This window comes from Cellulomonas sp. P2_F12 (assembly GCF_056403775.1).
In genome coordinates this window covers 1-22982 of sequence record NZ_JBFUEV010000011.1, presented here as the reverse complement: position 1 = coordinate 22982, position 22982 = coordinate 1, and the positions used below count along the sequence as shown (strand labels likewise).

The window sequence follows — 22982 nt, the reverse complement described above, 5'->3', positions numbered from 1 at the left end:
AACGCTCAGCCGAGCGGTGCCTCCCAGGTCAGCAGCGTGCCGCGACCGTCGGGCGGCACGCCCAGGCTGAACGTCCCGCCGTGCTGCCGGGCGCGCGACGCGAGGTTGCCCGTGCCCGAGCTGCGCCCGCGTCGCTGCGGGAGGCCGGCCCCGTCGTCCTGCACCTCGACGAGGACCACGCCGCGCGGCCCCGAGCCGCGGACCGAGACGCGCACCGTGACGGACGCCGCGTGGGCGTGCCGGGCCGCGTTGGCCAGGCCCTCGCGCACCACGGCGACGACGTCGGACGCGCGCGTCGGGTCGACCCGCTCGTCCAGCTGGTCCTCCTCGGTCCCGCCGTCGACCAGCGCCTTGTCGTCCAGGCTGACGACGAAGGACGGCGCGAAGCCGAGGCCGGTGCGCGCGAGCGAGGCCTCGCGCCTCAGGCGCTCGACCAGCCCGGAGGCGGCGTCGGGATCGCGGAGCTCGTGCACGATCTGGCGGATCTGGCGCACGGAGCCGTCGACGTTGTCGAGCGCCTCGTCGACGATCCCGGCCAGCTCCGAGGGGTCGACACCCCGCGCCGCGCGCCGCCGGACGGTCTCCAGCTGCATGCCGGTGGCGAAGAGCTGCTGGATGGCCAGGTCGTGCAGGTCGCGGGCGATGCGCGCCCGCTCGTCGAGGAGCGCCGCGACGTCCTGGGCGTGGCGGGCGCCGGCCAGCAGGAAGGCGAGCGCCGCCTGGGCGGCGAACGACTCCGCGGTCGCCAGGTCGGAGTCCTCGAACGGTGTCCCGCCGATGCGTCGGAGCAGGATGAGGACGCCCATGTCGCGGCCCGGGGACCGCAGCGGCGCGTAGAGGGCCGGGCCGAAGGTGCGCATCGCGGGCACCCCGACCGTCCGGGCCTGCGACAGCGACGGCGTCGTGAGGCCCTTGCCCTCGGTCATGACGGTCCAGGCGCGGCCGCCCTTCGGCATGGGGTTGCCCAGGATGCGGTCGCTGTCGTGCCCGACCGCGAGCTCGATGAGGAGCTCGCCGCCCACGCCGGGCAGCGCGAGCGCGGCGGTGTCGGCGTGCGCGACCTCGAGGGCGGTCGAGGCGATGTGCTCGAGCGCCTCCTCCTCGTCGATCCCCTCGAGCAGCATCGTCGTGATGGCCTGCCCGGCACGCAGCCAGTGCTCGCGGCGCTCGGCCTCGGCGTACAGCTGGGCGTTCGCGACGGCGACCCCGGCGGCCGCGGCGAGCGCCAGCACGACGTCGTCGTCCGCCTCGGTGAACCCGCCGTCCTTCTCCGAGAGGTACAGCTGCCCGAACACCCGCGGGCCGACCCGTACCGAGGTGCCGAGGAACGAGCCCATCGGGGGGTGCTCGGGCGGGAAGCCACGGAAGGCGGGATGCTCGCGCAGGTCCGCGAGACGCAGCACGCCGGTCTCGGGGATCTCGCCCAGCACGCCCGCGGCATGCGGTGCCGCCTTCATCACCCGGGCCAGCGCGGTGGGCACGCCGGTGAACACGAAGGTCGTCGACGTGCCGTGCGCGTCCAGGACGTTGAGCGCTCCGTACCGGGCACCCGTGAGGTCCGCGCTGACCTGCACGAACCGCTCGAGGACGGCGGCGATGTCGAGCTCGCTGGCGACGGCCAGGATCGCGCCCAGGAGGTCGCTCAGCGCGTCTCCGGTCGCGCGGAGCGGGGAGTCGGGCACCTCGGTGAGCGAGCCCGGCAGGGCCTCATCGGGCACGTCCCACCTCCTGTCGGTCGGTCGCGCGTTCGCGGTCCAGCGACTCACGGTAGCCGGGCACCGCGGCGACCAGCTCCGCGTGCGTGCCGCGCGCGCGGACCCGACCCGCGTCGAGCCAGACGACCTCGTCGGCGGCGGCCAGTGGCGTGAGCCGGTGCGTCACGACCACCACCCCGCGCGGGTCCCCGAGCAGGTCGGTGACCAGCGCGTCCGCCCGCACGGGGTCGAGGTGCTCGGCCGGCTCGTCGACCAGCAGCAGGGCCGCCGGGGACAGCAGGGCGCGCGCGACGAGCAGCCGGCGCCGCTCCCCGCCGGAGACCGTCCTGGCGTCGGGGCCGAGCAGCGTGTCGAGGCCGTCCGGCAGGCCGGCGAGCCAGTCGCCGAGGCCGACGCGCCGCAGGACCGCGGCCGCCTCGTCCTGCGTGACGTCGCCGCGGGCCACCCGCAGGTTCTCGAGCACGGTCGTGCCGAAGACGTGCGCGTCCTCGGTGCCGACGACGACCGCGGCCGTGACGGCGTCCCGGGACAGGTGGTCGACGTCGTGCCCGTCCAGGGTGAGCGACCCGGCGCGCCGGGGGAGCAGGCCCGCCAGCGTGAGCAGCGTGGTCGTCTTGCCCGTGCCGGAGGGGCCGACGATAGCGACGGACCGGCCGGGGCGCAGGTCGAGGTCGAGGTCCGCGACGACGGTGTCCGCCCCCGGCCAGCCCGCCGCCAGGCCCGTCGCGGAGAGCGGCGGACGCCCCGGTGCCGGGTCGGTCGGGGCAGGATCCGTCGGCGCGTCAAGCAGGGCGAGGATCCGCACGGCGGCCGCGCGCGAGCGCTGCACCTGGATGGCCGCGGCGGGCAGCAGGGCCGTCGCCTCGAACGCCGCGAGGGGGGTGAGGACGATGACGGCGAGCTCGACCGGCGAGAGCAGCCCGGCGCCGACCGCGGGGATGCCCGTCAGCAGGGCGGCCAGCACCGCGACACCGACGGCCAGCTGCCCGAGGCCGGCGGCGACGGCGGCCGGTCCGGCGCCCGCGTCGGTCGCGGCGGCCAGGCGACGGTCCGAGTCCCGCAGGGCGGTCAGCTCGTCGTCGGCACGCCCGCCGACGAGCAGCGGGCCCGCGTCGTCGAGAAGGCCCAGCGCGGTCGCCGCCATGTCGGACCGGCTCTGCAGCGCGCGCTCCTCCGTGGTGCGCGCGGCCCGGGCCGCGAGCGCGGGTGCGACGACGCCGGCGAGCACGAGGCAGACGGCGAGCGCGAGCCCGGCGGGCGGCCAGAACGCGCACATCGCCAGGGAGGTGAGCACCCCGAGCACGAGAGCGACGCCGGCGGGCAGCAGGCCGCGGACCACGACGTCGCCGACCGTGTCCACGTCGGCCCCGACGCGAGCGAGCAGGTCACCGCGGCGCAGCCGTAGCAACGTGTCGGGCCGCGCGACGGCGAGGCGCTCGTAGAGGGTTGAGCGCAGCTGCGTCATGCCCCGCAGCGCGACGTCGTGGGACACCAGCCGCTCGATGTACCGCAGGACGCCGCGACCGATGCCGAACGCCCGCACCGCGACCGTCGCGACGGACAGCTGCAGCACGGGCGGCATCTGGGAGGCGCGGGCGATGAGCCACGCGGAGACCGCCGCCAGCGCGACCCCGCAGCCGAGCGCCAGGGTCCCCAGCAGGACCGCGAGCGCGAACCGGCGGGGGTCGATGTCGAGCAGGCGGACCGCCCGGCGCAGGGGCCCGGTCATGCGGCGACCTCGGCGACGGCGGCGCGGACCAGCACGACGTCGTCGGCGGCCGCGACCAGCGACGGCCGGTGCGCGACGAGCAGCACGGTGCGCCCGGCGGCCCGCAGGGCGCGGACGGTGTCGAGGACGACCTGCTCGCCGGCCGCGTCGAGGTGGGCCGTCGGCTCGTCCAGGATCACCAGCGGGGTGTCCGTGAGCAGGGTGCGGGTGAGCGCGACCCGCTGCCGCTGGCCCAGGCTGAGGCCCTCTCCGCCGCGGCCGAGCGCGGTCGCCCAGCCGTCCGGGAGGCCGTCGAGCACCTCGTCGAGGCCGGTCAGGGCGGCCGCCGCGGCCCGCGCCGCGTCGTCGCCTCCGACCAGCTCGGCGACCGTCCCCGGCTCGAGCACCGGGCGCTGGGGGAGCCACGAGACCTGCGACCAGAGCGTGCCGGGCTCGAGGTCCGCGAGGTCGACGCCGTCGATCGTGGCGTGGCCGGCGTCCGGGCGCAGCAGGCCGAGCACCACCTCGAGCGCGGTGGTCTTGCCGATGCCGCTGGGACCGGTGAGCGCGACGACGGTGCCCGGGCGCAGGACCAGGTCCAGGTCGTGCGGCGTGCCGCGCACCCCGACGCCGTCCAGGCGCACCGTGGCCGTCCGCAGGTCCGGCGCGGGCCGCGACCCGGTCGAGGGCACCGGCGTCTCGAGCACCTCGAACGCGCGACCCGCCGCGGCGACGCCGTCGGCCGCGGCGTGGAACTGGGTCCCCACCTGCCGCAGCGGCAGGAACACCTCGGGCGCCAGGACCAGGACCGCGACGCCCGTGACCAGGTCGAGGTCGCCCGCGACGAGCCGGAGCCCGATGCCGACCGCGACCAGGGCCACGGAGAGCGTGGTGAGCAGCTCGAGCACCATGCCCGACAGGAACGCGATCCGCAGGGTCGCCATGGTGGCCACGCGGTGCGCGTCGCCGAGCGCCCTGACCCGGGCGCCGGGTCCCCGCTCCCGGCCGTGGGCGCGCAGCGTGGGCAGGCCGGCCAGCAGGTCGAGCACCTGGGCGCCGAGCCGCTGCATGCTGTCCAGCCCCTGCTCCGAGCGGCCCTGGGCCAGGCGACCCACCAGCACCATGAAGATCGGCACCAGCGGCAGGACGACGACCAGGATCACCGCGGACACCGGGTCGAGGCCGAGCACGACCAGCAGGACCCCCGGCGTCACGGTCGCCGCCAGCACGAGCTGCGGCAGGTACCGCACGAAGTACGGCTCGAGGGCGTCCAGCCCGCGCGTGGCCAGCGTGACCACGGCCGGGCCCTCGCCCGACGCCAGCCACCGCGGACCCAGCGCGACGGCGTGCGTCACCACCGCCTCGCGCAGCTCACCGACCGCGCGGGTGGCCGCGCGGTGGGCGAACCGCTCCTGCACGGCGGTGACCAGCGCGCGCGCGACGACCACGACCGCCAGCCAGGCGATCAGCGGGCCGACGTCCGCGAGCGTGGCGCCGTCGGTCACCGCGTCCCCCAGCGCGTGCGCCAGCAGCAGCGCCTGGCTCACCACCAGCGCGGCGGTGAGCACCCCGAGCCCGGCGGTGAGCGTGACGTACCCGCGAGCGGCCCTGGCGTGCCGGAGGAGTCGCGGGTCGAGCGGTCTCACTGGTCGGCGGACGACGGCTTGTTCAGCACGGGCACCTTGTCGAACGTCAGGCCGGTGTGGTCGGGGATCTGCTGCACCGAGATCCGCCGGCGGAACACCCAGTACGTCCAGCCCTGGTACAGCAGCACCAGCGGTGTCAGCACCACGGCCACCCACGTCATCACGGTGAGCGTGTAGTGCGTCGACGACGCGTTGGTGACGGTCAGGGAGTTGGCCGGGTCGAACGCCGGCATGACGTCCGGGTACATCGACCCGAAGATCAGCACGACCGCGCCGACGATGGCGACGGCCGACGCGAGGAACGCCAGCCCCTCCTTGCGGCGCTGCGCGGCGACGACCAGGACGATCAGCGCACCGGCGGCCACCACGACGGCCGCCCACGTCCACGGCACGGAGTAGGAGACCTGGGTCCAGACGGCCCAGACGCCGGCCACGACGAGCGTGACCACCGACGAGCGCGCGGCGAACGCGCCGGCCCGCGCCCGGATGTCACCGTCGGACTTCAGCGCGAGGAACACGGCGCCGTGCGTGAGGAAGATCAGCGCGGTCGTCGCGCCGCCGAGCAGCGCGAACGGGTTGAGCAGCGCCCAGAAGCCTCCGACGTACTGGTGGGAGGCGTCCAGCTCCACGCCACGCACCAGGTTGGCGAACGCGACGCCCCACAGCACCGCGGGGACCCACGACCCGGCGATCAGGCAGCGGTCCGCGAGGGCCCGCCAGCGGTCGTCGTCGATCTTGCCGCGCCACTCGAACGAGACGACGCGCACGATGAGCGCGAGCAGGATGAGCAGGAGCGGCAGGTAGAAGCCCGAGAACATCGTGGCGTACCACTCCGGGAACGCGGCGAACGTCGCACCGCCCGCCGTGAGCAGCCAGACCTCGTTGCCGTCCCACACCGGGCCGATCGTGTTGATCATGACGCGGCGGTCCCGGTCCTTGGCGGCCAGGTCGCCGCGGGACAGCAGCCCCAGCAGCATCCCGACGCCGAAGTCGAAACCCTCGAGCACCAGGTAGCCGGTCCACAGGACCGCGATGAGCAGGAACCAGACGGTCGTGAGCTCCATGGTCGTCAGCCCCTCTCTCAGTACGCGAACGACAGCGGACGGTCAGCGCTGTCCGGGTCGTTGTCGGGGTTGTCCGGGCTGGGGTCGCGCTCGCTGTCGGCGACGCCCTCGATCGTGTACCGGTGCATGAGCCGGTACCAGAACACGGCGAGGATCCCGTAGAGCAGCGTGAACGCGATCAGCGACGTGAGGATCGTCCCGGCGCTGGTCACGGTCGAGACGCCGCGGGCGGTGAGCAGCCACACGCCGTCGACGCCGCCAGGGTTGGGGTTCGGCGCGACCACCCAGGGCTGGCGGCCCATCTCGGTGAAGATCCAGCCGAACGACGACGCGAGGAACGGCGTGACCAGGGCGACGATGCCGAGCCGGCCGAACCAGACGTTCCCGTTCACCCGGCCCTTGCGGGTCACCCACAGGGCCACCAGCGCCAGCGCGGCGGACCCGAGCGCGAAGCCGATCATCAGGCGGAAGCCCCAGTACGTGATGGCGAGGTTCGGGATGTAGCTGATGGGCTCCCCGTTCGCCTCGGTGTACCCGTACTTCTGCTCGTACGCCTGCTGGAGCTCGTCGGTGCCCTGCAGCGTCGAGGAGAAGTCGCCGGTCGCCAGGAACGAGAGCATGCCGGGGATCTCGAGGAGGTGCGTGACCTTGTCGCAGTCGGCACCCGTACCCAGCGGGCCGACCGCGAGCAGCGAGAACGGCACGCCGGACGTCGTGCTGCACAGCGCCTCGGCCGCGGCCATCTTCGTCGGCTGCTGCTGGAACATGAGCTTGGCCTGCTGGTCGCCGCTCAGGGCGACGCCGACGCCCGAGACGAGCATGACGATCACGCCGAGGACGATGGCGGGGCGGTAGACGTCGCGCGCCTTGTCGGCCTGGCCCGCACGCACGAGGCGCACCATCCACCAGGCCGCGATCCCGGCGACGAACGTGCCTGCCGTGAGGAACGCGGCGGAGATCGTGTGCGGGAAGGCCGCCAGGAGGGTCGAGTTCGACAGCACGGCGCCGATGTCCGTCATCTCGGCGCGGCCACGCTCCGCGTTGAACGTGGCGCCCACGGGGTGCTGCATCCACGAGTTCGCGGCGAGGATGAAGTAGGCCGAGAGGTTGGTCGCGATGGCGACCGCCCAGATGCACGCGAGGTGGATCTTCTTCGGCAGCTTGTCCCAGCCGAAGATCCACAGGCCGAGGAACGTCGACTCGACGAAGAACGCGGCGAGCGCCTCCATGGCCAGCGGCGCCCCGAACACGTCGCCGACGAACCGCGAGTACTCGCTCCAGGCCATGCCGAACTGGAACTCCTGCACGATGCCGGTGGCCACGCCGATGGCGAAGTTGATCAGCAGCAGCTTGCCGAAGAACTTGGTCAGCCGCAGCCACCGCTCGTTGCCCGTGCGGACCCAGATCGTCTGCATGATCGCGACCATCGGCGCCAGGCCGATCGTGAGCGGCACGAAGATGAAGTGGTAGACGGTGGTGATGCCGAACTGCCAACGCGCTACGTCGAGCGTGTCCACGGGCCCCTCCGGGGTGCGAGCCGGTACGTCGGGTCGGGTCCGCGCCGACCACGCCGGTCCCGGCTGGAACCAGCCCTGACCTGCGGACCTGGGAAAACGCTAGGACCGGGTCCAGTCTGCCCCTGGGACCAAGGTCCCAACAGCCCACAGACGCATCGTGCGCGGCTCAGGCGTGCCGGACGCCGTCCGGGATGCCCTGTGCGATACTGGCCGCGGCTCTCCAGGCGACCACACCGCCTGAGGACCCTTGAGCTCGCAGCACCAGCATGTCGTGCGCGCCAGCCGCCGCTCTGCCGCCCGCTGGTCCCCGATCGGGACCGCCGGCTCCGGCCTCGCAGGCGATGGCGCCGACCGGGTGCAGCAGCCACGACCGCCGACTTTCCGTCGCCGCGCAGCACGCGAGCGACGACCGACCGACCGAGTACCGCCGGGTGTGGAGTGGCGATGCTCGGTACCCAGGAGCACTTCGCGTGACCGACGAGAACACCCCCACCACAGACGTGACGACGACCGCCGGGGGTGAGGCACCGCCCGCAGCGCCGCGCCGCCGCCGAGCCACCCGCGTCACCGCCGCGCCCAGCACCGACGCCACGGCCGACGCCGTCGTCACCCTGCCGGCCGTGACCGAGCAGCCCGCGGCCCCGGCCGTGGACGCGCCGGCTCCGGTCGAGCAGCCCGCCGAGCAGCTCGCCGCGCCGGTGAAGAAGTCGCGGCGCGTCACCCGCACCGTGGTCCCGGTCTCCGCCGACGAGGCGCCCGCGCCCGCCGTCGAGACGCCGGCCCCCGTCGCCGAGACTGCCGCTGTCGCCGAGGCGCCCGTCGCCGACGAGCCCGCCGCCAAGTCCGCCCCGCGTCGTCGCCGCTCCGGCACCCGTGCCGCCGCCGCGCCGGAGCCGGTGGTCGAGGTCGCGCCCGAGCCGGTCGAGGAGGAGGACGAGGACGCCGAGTCCGCAGCCCCGACCCTCGACGTGCTCGCCGAGCTCGCGGCCACGGTGCCGCCCGCCGAGCCGAACGCCACGACCAGCAGCACGTCGACCGGCCCCCGCTTCGCCACCACCGCGCTGCTCTTCCAGGCGCCGGACCCGTCCGCGGCCCGGCCCCGCCGTCGCCGCGCGCAGGCCAGCACCGGCTCGCCGGAGGAGATCTCCGAGGCCGCGCACCGCGCCGAGGCCGAGGCGGAGGCTGCTGCCGAGTCCGACGACTCGACGGTCGAGACCACCGACGCGGTCGAGTCCGACAGCGCCGCTCCTGCGCGTGGCTCGCGCCGCCGCGGTCGTCGCGGCCGCAGCGGTGACGCCGCGCGGCCCGAGCCCGAGGACGAGGACGTCGTCACCGACGAGGTGGCCGTCGTCGACGCCCCCGCCGACGCCGAGCTGGACGAGGACGAGGACGACGAGGCCGCCGAGACCGACGAGGCCGCCGGCACGTCCGGCCAGCCGCGCCGCCGCCGCCGTCGTGGTGGCCGCGGACGTCGCAGCCGCACCGACGCGCCCGGCGGGTCCGACTCCGAGGTCGACGACGACGAGGCCGGGTCCGAGCAGGACGAGGACGAGACCGCCGAGTCCGACGCGGACGACGCCACGGGGGAGGACGCCGGCTCGAGCCGCCGTCGTCGCCGTCGTCGCCGTGGCTCCTCGCGCGGCGAGGGTGGCGAGCAGAACGAGCCCCGCGCCGCACGCACCCGTGCTCCCAGCGACGAGGTCACCGCGCTGCGCGGCTCCACGCGCCTCGAGGCCAAGCGCCAGCGCCGCCGGGACGGCCGCGACGCCGGCCGTCGTCGCCAGATCATCACCGAGTCGGAGTTCCTCGCCCGCCGCGAGTCCGTCGACCGCTCGATGATCGTGCGCGAGAAGAACGCCCGCACGCAGATCGCGGTGCTCGAGGACGGCGTGCTCGTCGAGCACTACGTGTCCAACCAGGCGCAGGCCTCGATGGTGGGCAACGTCTACCTCGGCCGCGTGCAGAACGTGCTGCCCAGCATGGAGGCCGCCTTCGTCGACGTCGGCAAGGGCCGCAACGCCGTGCTCTACGCCGGTGAGGTCAACTGGGACGCCGCTGGTCTCGAGGGTGGGTCCGCCCGCCGCATCGAGCAGGCGCTCAAGTCAGGCGACCCGGTCCTGGTGCAGGTCACCAAGGACCCGATCGGTCACAAGGGCGCCCGCCTGACCTCGCAGGTCACGCTGGCCGGCCGTTACCTGGTCTACGTGCCCGGCGGCGGCATGACCGGCATCAGCCGCAAGCTGCCCGACACCGAGCGCAACCGCCTCAAGCGGATCCTGCGCGAGATCGTCCCGGACTCGGCGGGCGTCATCGTGCGCACCGCCGCCGAGGGCGCGTCCGAGGACGAGCTGCGCGCCGACATCGCCCGCCTGCAGGGCCAGTGGGAGGCCATCGAGAAGAAGTCGAAGACCGCGTCGGCGCCGGCCCTGCTCCAGGGCGAGCCGGACATGGCCATCCGCGTGGTCCGCGACATCTTCAACGACGACTTCTCGTCCCTCGTGGTCGAGGGCGCCGACGCCTGGTCGACGATCTCGTCGTACATCGACGAGCTCGCCCCCGACCTGGCGCAGAAGGTCACGCGCTGGGAGTCCGACACCGACGTGTTCGCCGTGCACCGCATCGACGAGCAGCTGGCCAAGGGCATGGACCGCAAGGTCTGGCTGCCCTCGGGCGGCTCGCTGGTCATCGACCGCACCGAGGCCATGACGGTCGTCGACGTCAACACCGGCAAGTTCACCGGCTCGGGCGGCACGCTCGAGGAGACGGTGACGCGCAACAACCTCGAGGCCGCCGAGGAGATCGTCCGCCAGCTCCGGCTGCGCGACATCGGCGGCATCATCGTCATCGACTTCATCGACATGGTGCTCGAGTCCAACCGCGACCTCGTGCTCCGCCGCCTGGTGGAGTGCCTCGGCCGCGACCGGACCAAGCACCAGGTCGCCGAGGTCACCTCGCTGGGTCTCGTGCAGATGACCCGCAAGCGCGTGGGCCAGGGCCTGGTCGAGGCGTTCAGCGAGACGTGCGAGCACTGCCACGGGCGCGGCTTCATCGTGCACGAGGAGCCGATCGAGAAGAACAACCAGCGTCCCGACGCCGGTGCGCCCCAGCCGCAGCCGGTCGCGTCCGAGGGCACCGCCCCGCGTTCGCGTCGCAAGCGGGGTGGCGCCAAGGAGCCCGTCACGCACGTGCCGCACGCCGGTGTCCCGGTCCTGCCGGAGGCGCGCGAGGCCGTCAAGGCCACGCTGGCGACGATCGCCGCCGCGGCGGCGCACGCGCACGAGCACGACCACGAGCACCACGCGCCGGTCGCGTCGGTCGAGCAGGTCGAGGTCGTCGAGGGTGTCGAGATCGAGGCCGAGGAGCACGCCCCCAGCGCGCCCGGGCTCGACGTGTTCGCCGAGTTCGCCGCCGTCCAGGCGTCGGCCGAGGACGAGGGCCCGGTCGAGGAGCTCGAGCTCACGGCGGTCCCCGCCGACGTGTTCGCGGCCGACGACGAGCCGGAGCCCGAGTCCGACGCGGAGCCCCAGTCCGACGAGCCCGACGCCGAGCCCGAGTCCGAGCAGCCCGAGGGCGACGAGGACGTGCGTTAGGTCACGTCGACCCCGCGCCGCGCCTGCCAGGTTTGACCCTGCGGCGTGGGGTCCGTACCCTAGAACGTCGGCGCGTCGTGTGCGCGCTGACCGTGTGTGCCGCCGAAGCGGCGCCGACGCGAACCCCCACGGGCACCGGTCACCTCCGGTCGCAACGGGATGTGCGCGGGCGCAGGTAGGCACCAGCACTTTCGCCTGAGTAGTTGACAAGCAGTTCGACGAGCAGAGATGAGCAGCAACGTGGTGTACGCGATCGTGAAGGCTGGCGGCCGCCAGGAGAAGGTCGCGGTGGGCGACGTCGTCGTCGTCGACCGCCTCGCTGCGCAGGCCGGCTCGACCGTCGAGCTGCCCGCCCTGCTCCTCGTCGACGGCGAGAAGGTCACCACCGACGCCAAGGCCCTGGCCAAGGTGACGGTGACGGCGGAGGTCGTGCGGGACGAGAAGGGTCCCAAGATCGACATCCTCAAGTACAAGAACAAGACCGGCTACCGCAAGCGCCAGGGTCACCGCCAGAAGCTGACCCGCCTCAAGGTCACCGGCATCTCCTGATCTCGCGCCGTCGGCCGGCTGGCCGCAGGCACCCGCAGCCCCCCATTCTCTGAGCACGAAAGCAGGTTCGTCATGGCACACAAGAAGGGCGCGAGCTCCTCGCGCAACGGTCGCGACTCGAACGCCCAGCGCCTGGGCGTCAAGCGCTTCGGTGGCCAGGTCGTCAAGGCCGGCGAGATCATCGTCCGCCAGCGCGGCACGCACTTCCACCCCGGCGTGAACGTCGGCCGTGGCGGCGACGACACCCTGTTCGCCCTCGCCCCGGGCGCCGTGACCTTCGGGACGCGCCGTGGCCGCAAGGTCATCGACATCGTGGTGGCGGCCGAGGTCTGAGCAAGTCATGACGACGCGGCATCGGTCCGCGTCGGGTCTGTCGTGGGAGGGGCGCACCGGTGCGGTGCGCCCCTTCTGCGTGTGAGTATCGAGACGTAGCAATGCAAGGGAGGTTCAGCCGTGGTGACATTCGTCGACCGGGTCGTGCTGCATGCGACCGGCGGTGACGGTGGGCACGGTTGTGCGTCCATCCACCGGGAGAAGTTCAAGCCGCTCGCCGGCCCCGACGGGGGCAACGGCGGCAACGGTGGCTCGGTGATCATCGAGGTCGACCCGCAGGTCACCACGCTGCTCGACTACCACCACTCGCCGCACCGGCACGCGCCGTCGGGAACCCAGGGCATGGGCGACCACCGCTCCGGCTCGACCGGGAGCGACCTGGTCCTCGGCGTCCCGGACGGCACGGTCGTCAAGGCCCCAGACGGCACCGTGCTCGCGGACCTCGTCGGCGTGGGCGCGCAGTACGTCGCCGCGGCCGGCGGGCGCGGAGGGCTCGGCAACGCCGCCCTCGCCTCGCAGCGCCGCAAGGCCCCCGGGTTCGCGCTTCTCGGCGAGCCGGGCAACGAGCAGGACATCGTCCTCGAGCTCAAGACGATCGCGGACGTCGCCCTGGTCGGCTACCCCAGCGCCGGCAAGTCCAGCCTGGTCGCCGCGATATCCGCGGCCCGGCCCAAGATCGCCGACTACCCGTTCACCACGCTGGTGCCGAACCTCGGCGTCGTGCAGGCCGGTGGCGCGCGGTACACCGTCGCCGACGTGCCCGGCCTCATCCCCGGCGCGTCCGAGGGACGTGGGCTCGGGCTGGAGTTCCTGCGGCACATCGAGCGGTGCGCGGTCATCGTGCACGTGCTCGACTGCGCGACCCTCGAGCCGGACCGCGACCCCCTCTCGGACCTCGAGGACATCGAGGTCGAGCTGCGGACGTACGCCGGTGACCTGGACATCGAGGGCGGCCGGGTGCCGCTCCTCGAGCGCCCCCAGATCGTCGTGCTCAACAAGATCGACGTCCCCGAGGCGCGCGAGCTGGCCGAGCTGGTCAAGCCCGACCTCGAGGCCCGCGGGTTCCGCGTGTTCGAGGTGTCCACCGCCAGCCACGAGGGCCTGCGCCCGCTGACGTTCGCCCTCGGGGAGATCGTCGACAAGGCCCGCCGCGAGGCACCGGTCGTCGAGAACACGCGCGTCGTGCTGCGCCCCAAGGCGGTCGACGACGCGGGCTTCACGGTCACGCGCCGCGAGGTCGAGGGCCAGGGCGTGTACTTCTGGGTGCGCGGCGAGAAGCCCGAGCGCTGGGTGCGCCAGACCGACTTCTCCAACGACGAGGCCGTCGGCTACCTCGCGGACCGTCTCGCCCGCCTGGGCGTCGAGGACCGGTTGTTCGCCGCCGGTGCGGTCGCGGGCGACGAGGTCCGCATCGGTCCCGAGCACAACGCGGTCGTCTTCGACTGGGAGCCGACGCTCATGACGGGCTCCGAGTTCCTCGGTGGGCCCCGCGGCGTGGACCTGCGCCTCGAGGACCACTCGCGCCCGACGCGTGGAGAGAAGCGCCAGGAGTACAAGGAGCGCATGGACGCCAAGACCGAGGCGCGCGAGGAGCTGTGGACCGAGCGCGAGGCCGGGGTCTGGACGGACGCGGCGGAGAGCTGACGTCCGCTCAGCGGATATCCGCGTGACCGTGCGCCGGCACGCGGCAGAATGCCGCACGTGACCGCCGACGCCCTGCAGGACCGCCAGCAGCTGGTCTCGGCGTCCCGGGTGGTCGTCAAGATCGGCTCCTCGTCCCTGACCACGCCCGACGGTCGGCTGGCGCCCGAGCGGCTCAACGCGCTCGTCGAGGTGCTGGCGGCACGCCGGGCGGCCGGCGGGCAGGTGGTGCTGGTGTCGTCGGGGGCGATCGCGGCCGGCATCGGCCCGCTCGGCCTGGCCACCCGTCCCAAGGACCTCGCGACGCAGCAGGCGGCGGCCTCGGTCGGCCAGGGCCTGCTCGTCGCGCACTACACGGCCGCGTTCGCCCGGCACGGCCTGCAGGTGGGGCAGGTGCTGCTGACCGCCGACGACACCGTGCGGCGCGTGCACTACCGCAACGCGCACCGGGCGCTGACCCGGCTGCTCGACCTCGGCATCGTCCCCGTCATCAACGAGAACGACGCCGTGGCGACCGACGAGATCCGGTTCGGCGACAACGACCGCCTCGCCGCCCTGGTCTCGCACCTGGTGCACGCCGACGCGCTGCTGCTGCTCAGCGACGTGGACTCGCTCTACACCGGGCCGCCGTCGCGCGACGGGTCCCGACGGATCGCCTCCGTCGTGCACGCGCAGGACCTCGAGGGCATCGACGTGGCCTCGCGGGGGAGCGCGGTGGGCACCGGCGGCATGATCACCAAGCTGGAGTCGGTCGCGATCGCCACGCAGTCCGGCGTGCCCGTGATCCTCACGTCGGCCGCGCAGGCGGCGCAGGCGCTGGCCGGCGAGGACGTCGGCACCTGGTTCACCGCGACCGGCCGCCGCACCTCGATCCGCCGCCTCTGGCTCGCGCACGCCGCGAGCACGCGCGGGCGGCTCATCCTCGACGCGGGCGCGGTCCGGGCCGTGCTCGAGCGGGGGACGTCGCTGCTGCCCGCCGGCGTGACGGGTGTCGAGGGCACGTTCGAGGCCGGCGACCCTGTCGAGCTCGTCGGGCCCGACGGGGTGCTGGTGGCGCGCGGGCTGGTGTCGTACGACGCCGAGGAGGTGCCGCCCCTGCTGGGTCGGTCCACCACCGAGCTGCGCGCCGCGCTGGGCCCCGGCTACGACCGCGAGCTGGTCCACCGCGACGACCTGGTCCTGGTCCGCCGCCGCCGCTGACCTGGTGCAGCTCACCCACCCGCAACGTCCGAGCATCGAAGGGCCCCGACGCCCACGAGCTCGGACGTCAGCGAGGCCCACCCCCAACGTCCGCACTCCGTCGGGTCCTGGCCCCCACGAGTGCGGACGTCAGCGGGGCCCCACCCCCAACGTCCGCACTCCGTCGGGCCCTGACCCCCACGAGTGCGGACGTTGCGACCGTTCAGGCAGGTGTCGGGATCGGGGTGCGGTGGGGGACCGGACCTCGAGGGCGGAGTGGAGGACCCTCAGCGCAGCGAGTCCGCGGCGGAACCGAGGCGGTCGACGAACTCGACGAGCGTCTCCACCGAGTGGTTGCCGTAGGCCAGGCGCAGGTGGTCGGCGAACTCGCGACGGCCGCTGGAGGCGAAGAACTCGCCCTGCTGGTACGTCGCCCCGCGGGCGCTGGCCGCCTCGTACAGGGCGGTCGGGTCGATCGACGGGTCGGTGATCCGGGGCCACAGGAAGAAGCCGCCCTCGGGTCGCACCGACTCGATGAGCCCGCCCAGGCGCTCGTCGAGCGCGTCCACCACGGCGTCGGCCCGCTCGCGGTACAGCGCCCGGGCCCGCACCAGCGTGCGGTCGAACCACTGCGGGTCGTGCGTGAGCAGGTCGATCACGATGCGCTGCTCGAGCGTCGAGGTGTGGGAGTCCTGCCGGTTGCGGAGGGTGGTGAGCTGCTTGGCGATGCGCTCGGAGGCGACGACCCAGCCGAGCCGCAGCCCGGGGCCGAGCGTCTTGGAGAACGTGTTGACGTGCACGACGTGGTCCGAGGTGTTGAAGACGGTCGCGTCCTGGTCGGCGCCCCGGAACCGCAGCTCGCGGTAGGGGTTGTCGGCCAGCACCACGAAGCCGTAGCGCTCGGCGAGCTCGACCAGCCGGACGCGCTGCTCCGTCGGGAGCGTGCCCTGCGACGGGTTGTGGAAGTCGGGCACCGTGTAGACGGCCGCCGGTCGGGCGCCCGCGCGCAGCGAGTCCTCGAGCTCGGACACGTCGAGCCCGTGCGGTCCGACGCCGACGGGCAGGGTGCGGCCGTCGGAGAGCTCGAGCGCCCGCAGGAAGAGCGGGAAGATCGGGTTGTCGACGGCGACGAGGCCACCGCGCTCGACCAGCGAGAGCACCGACAGCGACAGGCCGTGGAACCCGCCGTTCGTGATGATGACGCGCTCGGCCGGCACGCCCTCGCGCGCCGCGATCCACGCGCGCAGCTCGTCGAGTCCTGCTGACTGCGAGTACTGGAACGCCGCGGGGCCGGAGCGGGCGCCCGTGAGCACGCGCTCGGTGGCGGCGAGAAGCTCGTGGACCGGCAGGGCGGAGTCGTCGGGGATCCCGCCGAGCAGCTCGATGTCGCCCTCGCGGCGGCGGCGCAGGCTGGCGTCGCCGAAGCCCTTGGGCTCGCTCAGGGCGCGGACGAGGGTGGACAGGGGTGTCAGCGGAGCCAGGAGGTCTGGTGTCGTCGTCATCGGTGCTGCCTTCCGGGAGGGGCCCGACGCTCGTGCTCGGACGCGCCGGAACGTAGGGAGAGGTCCGGGGGCGGTCAACGGTCGCCCGGGCCCGTCTCATTGATCGGACGGCACATCTCGCTCTCTGGTCCAGCCCGTGAGACGAGCCAGAGAATCGTTGACTGAAATGGTCGGGATATCTACGTTCCGAGCCGTGTTCAGCAGGCGGCGCCCACTCGGGGCGCCCTGCACGTCAGCGGCGGAGGTGGTGGTCATGGGCGGCAACGCCTCGTGGTCCGCTCCGCGCTGTTGTCAGCACTGACCCGCTGAACCTGGCGCCCTCGGCGCCCCCCTGCACGCACCGCCCCGGTCTCTCCGGCGGCCGGCCATTCCCCCTTTCCCAGGAGCACTCCCATGTCCCCTCATCACGTCCGACGCCGACGGCCCCTCGCGCTGGCGTCCCTCGCCCTCCTCGGCCTCCTGCTCACCGCCTGCTCGAGCGGCAGCGGCGGCTCCGGCGCCACGTCGTCGGCGTCGGCCGAGGCCCAGCCCGTCGCGGGCGGCACCTACGTCCACGCCCTCGAGGGCGACCCGCTCGGCTGCCTCGACGCCCCGCAGCAGCGGTACCACGTGGCGCTGAACATCACGCGCCAGCTGGCCGACTCGCTGGTCGACCAGGACCCGAAGACCGGCGAGATCGTGCCGTGGCTCGCGTCGAGCTGGGAGATCAGCGACGACGCCCAGTCGTTCACGTTCCAGCTCGTCGAGGGCGCCACCTTCTCCGACGGGCTGCCGATCGACGCCGCCGCGGTGAAGGCCAACCTGGACCGCATCGTCGCGCTCGGCCCGAAGGCCGTCGGCGCGGGACCGTGGATCCAGGGCTACGTGGGCACCACTGTGGTCGACCCGCAGACCGTGACCGTCGCGTTCGACCGGCCCAACGTGCAGTTCCTGCAGGCGCTGTCGGGCTCGTGGTTCGGGCTCATCTCGCCCGCCGACACCGGCAAGACCCCCGAGGAGCTGTGCACCGGCACGTACGCCGGATCGGGCCCGTTCACGCTGACCAGCTACACCAAGGACCAGGACGCCGTGCTGGCCAAGCGCGTCGGCTACGACTGGCCCTCCAGCCTGGCCGCGCACAAGGGCGAGGCGTACCTCGACACGCTCAAGTTCACGTTCGTGCCCGAGGCCGGCGTCCGCTCCGGCTCCGTGACCAGCAACCAGGTGCAGTCGGCCTCGCTGATCTCGTGGCAGGACGAGGCGACGCTGACCGCCGCGGGGGACACCCTGCTCACGGCGCACCAGCCCGGCCTGACGGAGAGCTGGATCCCGAACCAGCAGTCGTGGCTGGCCACCGACGAGCCCGTGCGGCAGGCGATCCGGTACGCGATCAACAGCCAGGAGATCGTCGACACCGTCTACGGCCCGACGTACAAGAGCCGCACGGCGCCGCTGAACAGCACCACGCCGGGCTACACGGACCTCAGCGCCGACCTGGCGTTCGACCCGGACAAGGCGAAGAAGCTGCTCGACGACGACGGCTGGAAGGTGGGTGCCGACGGCATCCGCGAGAAGAACGGCAAGCGACTGACCCTCAACGTCATCGCGTCCTACACGGACCTCGAGATCATCCAGCAGCAGCTCAAGGACGTCGGCATCGACTACCCGATCCGCCAGCTCGACCCGGCGGCGTCCAGCAAGGCAGTCGCCGCGGGGGACTACGACATCTACGCGTGGACCATGACGCGGGCGGACCCGACGGTGCTCAACGCGCTGTACTCCTCGACGTGGACCTCGCTGGGCTACGCGAAGGCCAACCCGTCGGAGCTCGACGCCCTGCTGGCCACGCAGGAGTCGACCGTCGACCCCGCCGAGCGGGCGACCGCCGCGGCGGCCGTGCAGAAGTACGTCGTGGACAACGCGTGGAACATCCCGATCGCCGACCGCGCGTGGACCTACGGCATCGGGCCGTCGTCGCACGGTCTGCGGGTCGACGGTGAGACCAAGCTCGTCTTCTACGACGCCTGGGTGCAGCAGTGAGCCTGATCGGCTACCTGGCGAGGCGGCTCGGACTGGCGGCCTTCGTCGTCTGGGCCGCCTTCACCACCACGTTCGTCATCCTGTACCTGCTGCCGTCCGACCCCATCCTCACCATGCTCAACAAGGGCGGGGAGGGCGCGAACGTCGACCCGGCCGCGGCGGCGGCGCTGCGGGCCGAGTACGGCTTCGACAAGCCGGTGATCGTGCAGTACTTCGTGCGGCTCGGCGCCGCGCTGCACGGCGACCTCGGTCGGTCGATGCAGAGCGGGCAGCCGGTGGTCACGACGATCGTCGACGCCCTTCCGCAGACGGCCGTGCTGGCCGCGACCGCGCTGGTCATCGCGGTGGTGGCGAGCTCGCTGCTCGCCTCCGCCGCGGTGCTCACCGGCTCTCGGGGGCTGCGGCACGCGCTGCTGTCGCTGCCCCCGCTGGGCGCGGCGATCCCCAGCTTCTGGCTGGGCCTGGTGCTCCTGCAGGTGTTCTCGTTCCGCCTCGGCTGGTTCCCCGCCACCGGCAACACGGGCTGGCAGTCGCTGGTCCTTCCGGCGGTCACGCTCGCGGTGCCGACCGCGGCCGTGCTCACGCAGGTGCTGGCCAAGAGCCTCGGGTCGACGTGGGACCAGCCGTTCGTCGAGACCGCCCGGGCCAAGGGCCTGCCGCGCTCGACCGTGCACCTGAGGCACGTGGTGCGCAACGGCGCGATCCCCACGCTGACCATGGTCGCGATCATCATCGGCAACACGCTCGCAGGCGCCGTGGTGACCGAGACCGTGTTCTCCCGCGTCGGGGTCGGCCGCCTGACGCAGTCCGCGGTGATGTCCCAGGACATCCCGCTCGTGCAGGGCGTCGTCGTGCTCTCGGCGATCGTCTTCGTCGTCGTCAACCTCGCCGCCGACCTGGTCTACCCCGTGGTCGACCCCCGCATCGTGCGGGTGTCGGCGGCGGTCTGAGGAGCCCCCCGTGACCTCCCTCGCCACCAGGCCGGCCCCGCCGGCCGTCGAGCCCGCCCCCACACCGGCACCGGCTCCCGCAGCGCGCCGACGGGGCCGGCCCGCGCCGGGTCTCGTCCTCGCGCTCGTGCTGCTCGCGCTCGTCGTCGGCTGGGCGGTCCTGCCGTCCGTGTTCGCGCCGGCCGACCCCACGCAGGTGGTCGCCGCGGACCGGCTCCTCGCGCCCGGACCCGGTCACGTGTTCGGCACCGACCAGCTGGGCCGGGACATCTACACGCGCGTGGTGCACGGCGCCGCGATGTCGCTGTCGGCGACGGCGCTCGCCGTGCTCATCGGGCTCGTGGTCGGGTCGCTGGTCGGTCTCCTGTCGGGGTTCGTGGGCGGCCGGTTCGACGACGTCGTGATGCGCCTGGTGGACGTGCTGCTGGCCATCCCCGGCCTGCTCCTGGCGATGGCGATCGTCACCGCGCTCGGGTTCGGCACCATGAAGGTCGCGCTGGCGGTCGGCATCTCCGCCGTCGCCGCGTTCGCCCGCCTGATCCGCGCCGACGTGGTCCGGGTCCGCGGCTCCGCCTACGTCGAGGCCGCGCGCGTGAGCGGCGTGCGCTGGTGGACCACGCTGCACCGGCACGTGCTGCCCAACTCCCTCGGGCCCGTGCTGGTGCTCGCCGCGCTCGAGCTGGGCAGTGCCGTGCTCGCGGTGTCGGCGCTGAGCTTCCTCGGCTACGGCGCCCCGCCGCCGGCCCCCGAGTGGGGCTCCCTGATCGCCGACGGCCGCAACTTCCTGGCCACCGCCTGGTGGCTCACCACGATGCCCGGCCTGGTGGTGATCGCCGTCGTGCTGGCCGCGAACCGCGTCAGCCGCGCGCTCGACCGCGACGGGCGGACCCGATGACGACTCCCGTGCTCCAGATCGAGGGCCTCGAGGTCACCTACCGGACCCGGACCGACGACGTGGCCGCCGTGCGCGGGGTCGACCTGCGCATCGACGCCGGCGAGGTCGTCGCCGTGGTGGGCGAGTCCGGTTCCGGCAAGAGCACGCTGGCGCACGCGGTCATCGGGCTGCTGCCGCGCGGCGGGGCGATCACGGGCGGTCGCGTGCTGCTGGGCGGGCAGGACGTGTCCGGCTGGTCCGAGAAGCAGCTCCAGCGCGTGCGCGGGAAGTCGGTCGGCCTGGTGCCGCAGGACCCGACGGTCTCGCTCAACCCGGTGAAGCGGATCGGGGAGCAGATCGCCGAGGTGCTGCGCACCCATGGCCTTGCCGACCGGCGGACCGCCGCCGCGCGCGCCGTGCAGATCCTCGGCCGCGCGGGCATCCCGGACCCCGAGCTGCGCGCGCGGCAGTTCCCGCACGAGCTGTCCGGCGGCATGCGCCAGCGCGTGCTGATCGGGATCGCCTTCGCCTGCAGCCCGCACCTCGTGATCGCCGACGAACCGACGTCCGCCCTCGATGTCACCGTGCAGCGCACCGTGCTGGACCACCTGGCCGAGGTCACCGCCGAGCACGGCACGTCCGTCCTGTTCATCACACACGACCTCGGGGTCGCCGCCGAGCGGGCCGACCGGATCGTCGTCATGCAGCACGGGCTGGTGGTCGAGCAGGGGCCGACCGCCCAGGTGCTCGAGGCGCCGACGCAGGCGTACACCCGGCAGCTGCTCGAGGCCGCGCCGTCGTTGCGCGGCGCGCGGCTGACCCCACGGCGGCCCGCGACGGCCTCGGTCGGACCTGCGGGCGACGTGCTGCGGCTGGAGCACGTGACCAAGGAGTTCCGCGTCGGCCGCGCACCCTTCCGGGCGGTCGACGACGTCACGCTCGGGCTGCCGCGCGGGACCACGCTGGGCGTCGTGGGGGAGTCGGGGTCCGGCAAGTCGACCCTGGCCCGGATCGCGCTGCGGCTGGTCGACCCGACCAGCGGCACGCTGCGCGTCGACGGCGAGGACGTCACGCATGCGTCCGGAGCGACGCTGCGGGCCCTGCGCCGCCGCGTCCAGCTGGTCTACCAGAACCCGTACGCGTCCTTGGACCCCCGACTGTCGGTGGAGCGGATCATCACCGAGCCGCTGCATGCCTTCGGCATTGGGGACCGGGCCGAGCGCACCCGGCGCGCCCTCGAGCTGCTCGACCAGGTGGCGCTGCCGGCGTCCGTCGCCGCGCGGGGTCCCGCCGAGCTGTCCGGCGGTCAGCGCCAGCGAGTGGCCATCGCGCGTGCCCTCGCGCTGCGGCCCGAGCTGCTGGTCCTCGACGAGCCGGTCTCCGCGCTCGACGTCTCGGTCCAGCGGCAGATCCTCCAGCTGCTGGTGGACCTGCAGGCGGAGCTGGGCCTGAGCTACCTGTTCATCTCGCACGACCTGGCCGTGGTCCGGCAGATCAGCGACACGGTCGCGGTGCTGCACCGCGGGCGGCTGGTGGAGACCGGACGCGCCGACGACCTGTTCGACAACCCGCAGGCGGAGCACACGCGCGCCCTGCTCGACGCGATCCCCGGAGCACGTGTCCCATGAAGTTCCTCGGCAGCACCCTCGTCTCGCACGGCCGCTACATCCCCGGCTCGCAGGACATCAGCGAGCACGAACGGCTCCGACGGGTGGTCGACGCGGCCGTCTGGGCCGAGGGCGTCGGGTACGACGCGTTCGGGGTGGGCGAGCGGCACAACCCGTCGTTCCTGTCGTCGGCACCGCCCGTGCTCCTGGCCCACATCGCGGCGCGCACGTCGCGGATCCGGCTGGTCACCACCGTCACGGTCCTGTCTCTGCTCGACCCGGTCCGGGCGGCGGAGGACTACGCGACGCTCGACCACCTGTCCGACGGTCGGCTGGACCTCATCATCGGCAAGGGGAACGACGAGTTCGCGCCGCTGCTGTTCGGCGCGACCGAGGCCGAGCAGTGGGACCGGCTCGAGGAGTCGTACGAGCTGCTGCGCCGGCTCTGGCGCGACGAGGACGTCACCTGGTCCGGGCGGTTCCGCCCTCCGCTGGCCAGGGCGACCGTCCGCCCGCGGCCGTTCCAGTCGCCCGGCCCGCGAGTCTGGCACGGGTCGGCGACGAGCACGCGCTCGACCGACCTCGCGGCCCGGCACGGGGACCCGCTGTTCTCTGCGAACGGGTTCCAGCGCACCGAGACCTACGTCCGGCTGGTCGACGACTATCGGGAGCGCCTCGCGGTGCACGGCTTCGACCCCGCCGACGCGCTGGTGGGGGTGGGCGCCGCCGCGCCGGTGATCACCGCCCGGTCCCAGGACGCGTTCGACCTGGTCAGGCCCACGTTCGAGGCGTTCCGGAACAGTCCGGGCGCCGCCAAGAACCGGTTCCCGTTCGAGTCGGTCGAGGACTTCGCCGAGCACGGGTCGCTCCTAGTGGGCACCGCCGAGCAGGTCACCGAGAAGCTGCTGCGGTTCCGCGAGCTGTTCGGCAACGAGGTCCTGGGCATCGGCGTCGACAGCTTCCTGCTCAGCGACCCGGCCGCCGCACGGGGCCACCTGGAGCACTTCTTCGCCGAGGTCGCGCCCGTGCTGCGGGCCGAGGTGCCGTCCCGTCCGTGGGGCGCACTGGAGGCCGTGCCGGTCTGACCT

Annotated in this window: 16 protein-coding genes; 10 read left to right on the top strand and 6 right to left on the bottom strand. The window is 73.5% G+C overall.

What is annotated here, in order from left to right; genetic code table 11:
• Positions 1 to 5: 5 nt before the first annotated feature.
• Genes AC1DWH_RS18280 through AC1DWH_RS18260 form a run of 5 tightly spaced genes read right to left on the bottom strand, consistent with a single transcriptional unit; the run spans position 6 to position 7650 of the window.
• On the bottom strand, positions 6 to 1718 hold the full coding sequence (locus tag AC1DWH_RS18280; RefSeq protein WP_477094889.1) for a GAF domain-containing sensor histidine kinase: 1713 nt from the start codon (positions 1716 to 1718) through the stop codon (positions 6 to 8).
• Positions 1708 to 3444, bottom strand: a complete 1737-nt coding sequence (gene cydC, locus AC1DWH_RS18275; protein WP_477094888.1) for a thiol reductant ABC exporter subunit CydC — start codon at positions 3442 to 3444, stop codon at positions 1708 to 1710. The genes AC1DWH_RS18280 and cydC overlap by 11 nt, the downstream gene beginning before the upstream one ends.
• Positions 3441 to 5069, bottom strand: coding sequence for a thiol reductant ABC exporter subunit CydD (gene cydD / locus AC1DWH_RS18270; RefSeq protein ID WP_477094887.1), 1629 nt, complete (start codon positions 5067 to 5069; stop codon positions 3441 to 3443). The genes cydC and cydD overlap by 4 nt, the downstream gene beginning before the upstream one ends.
• Positions 5066 to 6133 (bottom strand): cytochrome d ubiquinol oxidase subunit II, encoded by a 1068-nt coding sequence (gene cydB / locus AC1DWH_RS18265; RefSeq protein ID WP_477094886.1) that lies wholly within the window; start codon positions 6131 to 6133, stop codon positions 5066 to 5068. The genes cydD and cydB overlap by 4 nt, the downstream gene beginning before the upstream one ends.
• 17 nt (positions 6134 to 6150) lie before the next feature.
• Positions 6151 to 7650 carry a cytochrome ubiquinol oxidase subunit I gene (locus tag AC1DWH_RS18260; protein WP_456847282.1) on the bottom strand — a complete coding sequence of 500 codons (1500 nt, stop codon included), beginning with the start codon at positions 7648 to 7650 and terminating at the stop codon, positions 6151 to 6153.
• A 470-nt stretch (positions 7651 to 8120) separates the two neighbouring features.
• On the opposite strand from AC1DWH_RS18260, the gene AC1DWH_RS18255 reads away from it, so the two are divergent.
• The 5 genes from AC1DWH_RS18255 (at position 8121) to proB (ending at position 14963) form a co-directional block, all read left to right on the top strand.
• A complete protein-coding gene (locus AC1DWH_RS18255; RefSeq protein WP_477094885.1) occupies positions 8121 to 11240 on the top strand; it encodes an Rne/Rng family ribonuclease in 3120 nt (1039 codons plus the stop codon).
• 240 nt (positions 11241 to 11480) lie between these two features.
• Positions 11481 to 11789, top strand: coding sequence for a 50S ribosomal protein L21 (gene rplU / locus AC1DWH_RS18250; RefSeq protein WP_370505510.1), 309 nt, complete (start codon positions 11481 to 11483; stop codon positions 11787 to 11789).
• A gap of 72 nt (positions 11790 to 11861) precedes the next feature.
• Positions 11862 to 12122, top strand: a complete 261-nt coding sequence (rpmA, locus tag AC1DWH_RS18245) for a 50S ribosomal protein L27 (protein WP_055913072.1) — start codon at positions 11862 to 11864, stop codon at positions 12120 to 12122.
• Between the two features lie 120 nt (positions 12123 to 12242).
• Positions 12243 to 13766 carry a GTPase ObgE gene (obgE, locus tag AC1DWH_RS18240; protein ID WP_456845718.1) on the top strand — a complete coding sequence of 508 codons (1524 nt, stop codon included), beginning with the start codon at positions 12243 to 12245 and terminating at the stop codon, positions 13764 to 13766.
• A gap of 48 nt (positions 13767 to 13814) precedes the next feature.
• Entirely contained in the window at positions 13815 to 14963 is a 1149-nt protein-coding gene (gene proB / locus AC1DWH_RS18235; RefSeq protein WP_456845717.1) for a glutamate 5-kinase, read from the top strand.
• A 266-nt stretch (positions 14964 to 15229) separates the two neighbouring features.
• Here proB and AC1DWH_RS18230 read toward each other — a convergent pair whose 3' ends face one another.
• Positions 15230 to 16444 (bottom strand): aminotransferase-like domain-containing protein, encoded by a 1215-nt coding sequence (locus tag AC1DWH_RS18230; protein ID WP_477094884.1) that lies wholly within the window; start codon positions 16442 to 16444, stop codon positions 15230 to 15232.
• Between the two features lie 393 nt (positions 16445 to 16837).
• Between AC1DWH_RS18230 and AC1DWH_RS18225 the strand changes: the two genes are divergently transcribed.
• From AC1DWH_RS18225 to AC1DWH_RS18205, 5 genes are read left to right on the top strand one after another with little or no spacing between them, the layout of a single operon-like run.
• Positions 16838 to 18463, top strand: coding sequence for an ABC transporter substrate-binding protein (locus AC1DWH_RS18225; RefSeq protein WP_477094883.1), 1626 nt, complete (start codon positions 16838 to 16840; stop codon positions 18461 to 18463).
• Positions 18460 to 19413 carry an ABC transporter permease gene (locus tag AC1DWH_RS18220; RefSeq protein ID WP_477094882.1) on the top strand — a complete coding sequence of 318 codons (954 nt, stop codon included), beginning with the start codon at positions 18460 to 18462 and terminating at the stop codon, positions 19411 to 19413. The genes AC1DWH_RS18225 and AC1DWH_RS18220 overlap by 4 nt, the downstream gene beginning before the upstream one ends.
• Before the next feature lie 10 nt (positions 19414 to 19423).
• The gene (locus AC1DWH_RS18215) at positions 19424 to 20308 is read left to right on the top strand and encodes an ABC transporter permease (RefSeq protein WP_477094881.1); all 885 of its coding nucleotides are present in this window, start codon (positions 19424 to 19426) and stop codon (positions 20306 to 20308) included.
• Positions 20305 to 21915 carry a dipeptide ABC transporter ATP-binding protein gene (locus AC1DWH_RS18210; protein ID WP_477094880.1) on the top strand — a complete coding sequence of 537 codons (1611 nt, stop codon included), beginning with the start codon at positions 20305 to 20307 and terminating at the stop codon, positions 21913 to 21915. Before AC1DWH_RS18215 ends, AC1DWH_RS18210 begins: the two co-directional genes overlap by 4 nt.
• Positions 21912 to 22979, top strand: coding sequence for an LLM class flavin-dependent oxidoreductase (locus AC1DWH_RS18205; protein WP_477094879.1), 1068 nt, complete (start codon positions 21912 to 21914; stop codon positions 22977 to 22979). The genes AC1DWH_RS18210 and AC1DWH_RS18205 overlap by 4 nt, the downstream gene beginning before the upstream one ends.
• The last annotated feature ends 3 nt before the right edge of the window (positions 22980 to 22982 follow it).

Coding starts and splice junctions, on each gene's coding strand:
- cydC (WP_477094888.1), bottom strand. CDS start 3,444: ATGACCGGGCCCCTGCGCCGGGCGGTCCGCCTGCTCGACATCGACCCC.
- cydB (WP_477094886.1), bottom strand. CDS start 6,133: ATGGAGCTCACGACCGTCTGGTTCCTGCTCATCGCGGTCCTGTGGACC.
- rpmA (WP_055913072.1), top strand. CDS start 11,862: ATGGCACACAAGAAGGGCGCGAGCTCCTCGCGCAACGGTCGCGACTCG.
- proB (WP_456845717.1), top strand. CDS start 13,815: ATGCCGCACGTGACCGCCGACGCCCTGCAGGACCGCCAGCAGCTGGTC.
- AC1DWH_RS18230 (WP_477094884.1), bottom strand. CDS start 16,444: ATGACGACGACACCAGACCTCCTGGCTCCGCTGACACCCCTGTCCACC.
- AC1DWH_RS18225 (WP_477094883.1), top strand. CDS start 16,838: ATGTCCCCTCATCACGTCCGACGCCGACGGCCCCTCGCGCTGGCGTCC.
- AC1DWH_RS18210 (WP_477094880.1), top strand. CDS start 20,305: ATGACGACTCCCGTGCTCCAGATCGAGGGCCTCGAGGTCACCTACCGG.
- AC1DWH_RS18205 (WP_477094879.1), top strand. CDS start 21,912: ATGAAGTTCCTCGGCAGCACCCTCGTCTCGCACGGCCGCTACATCCCC.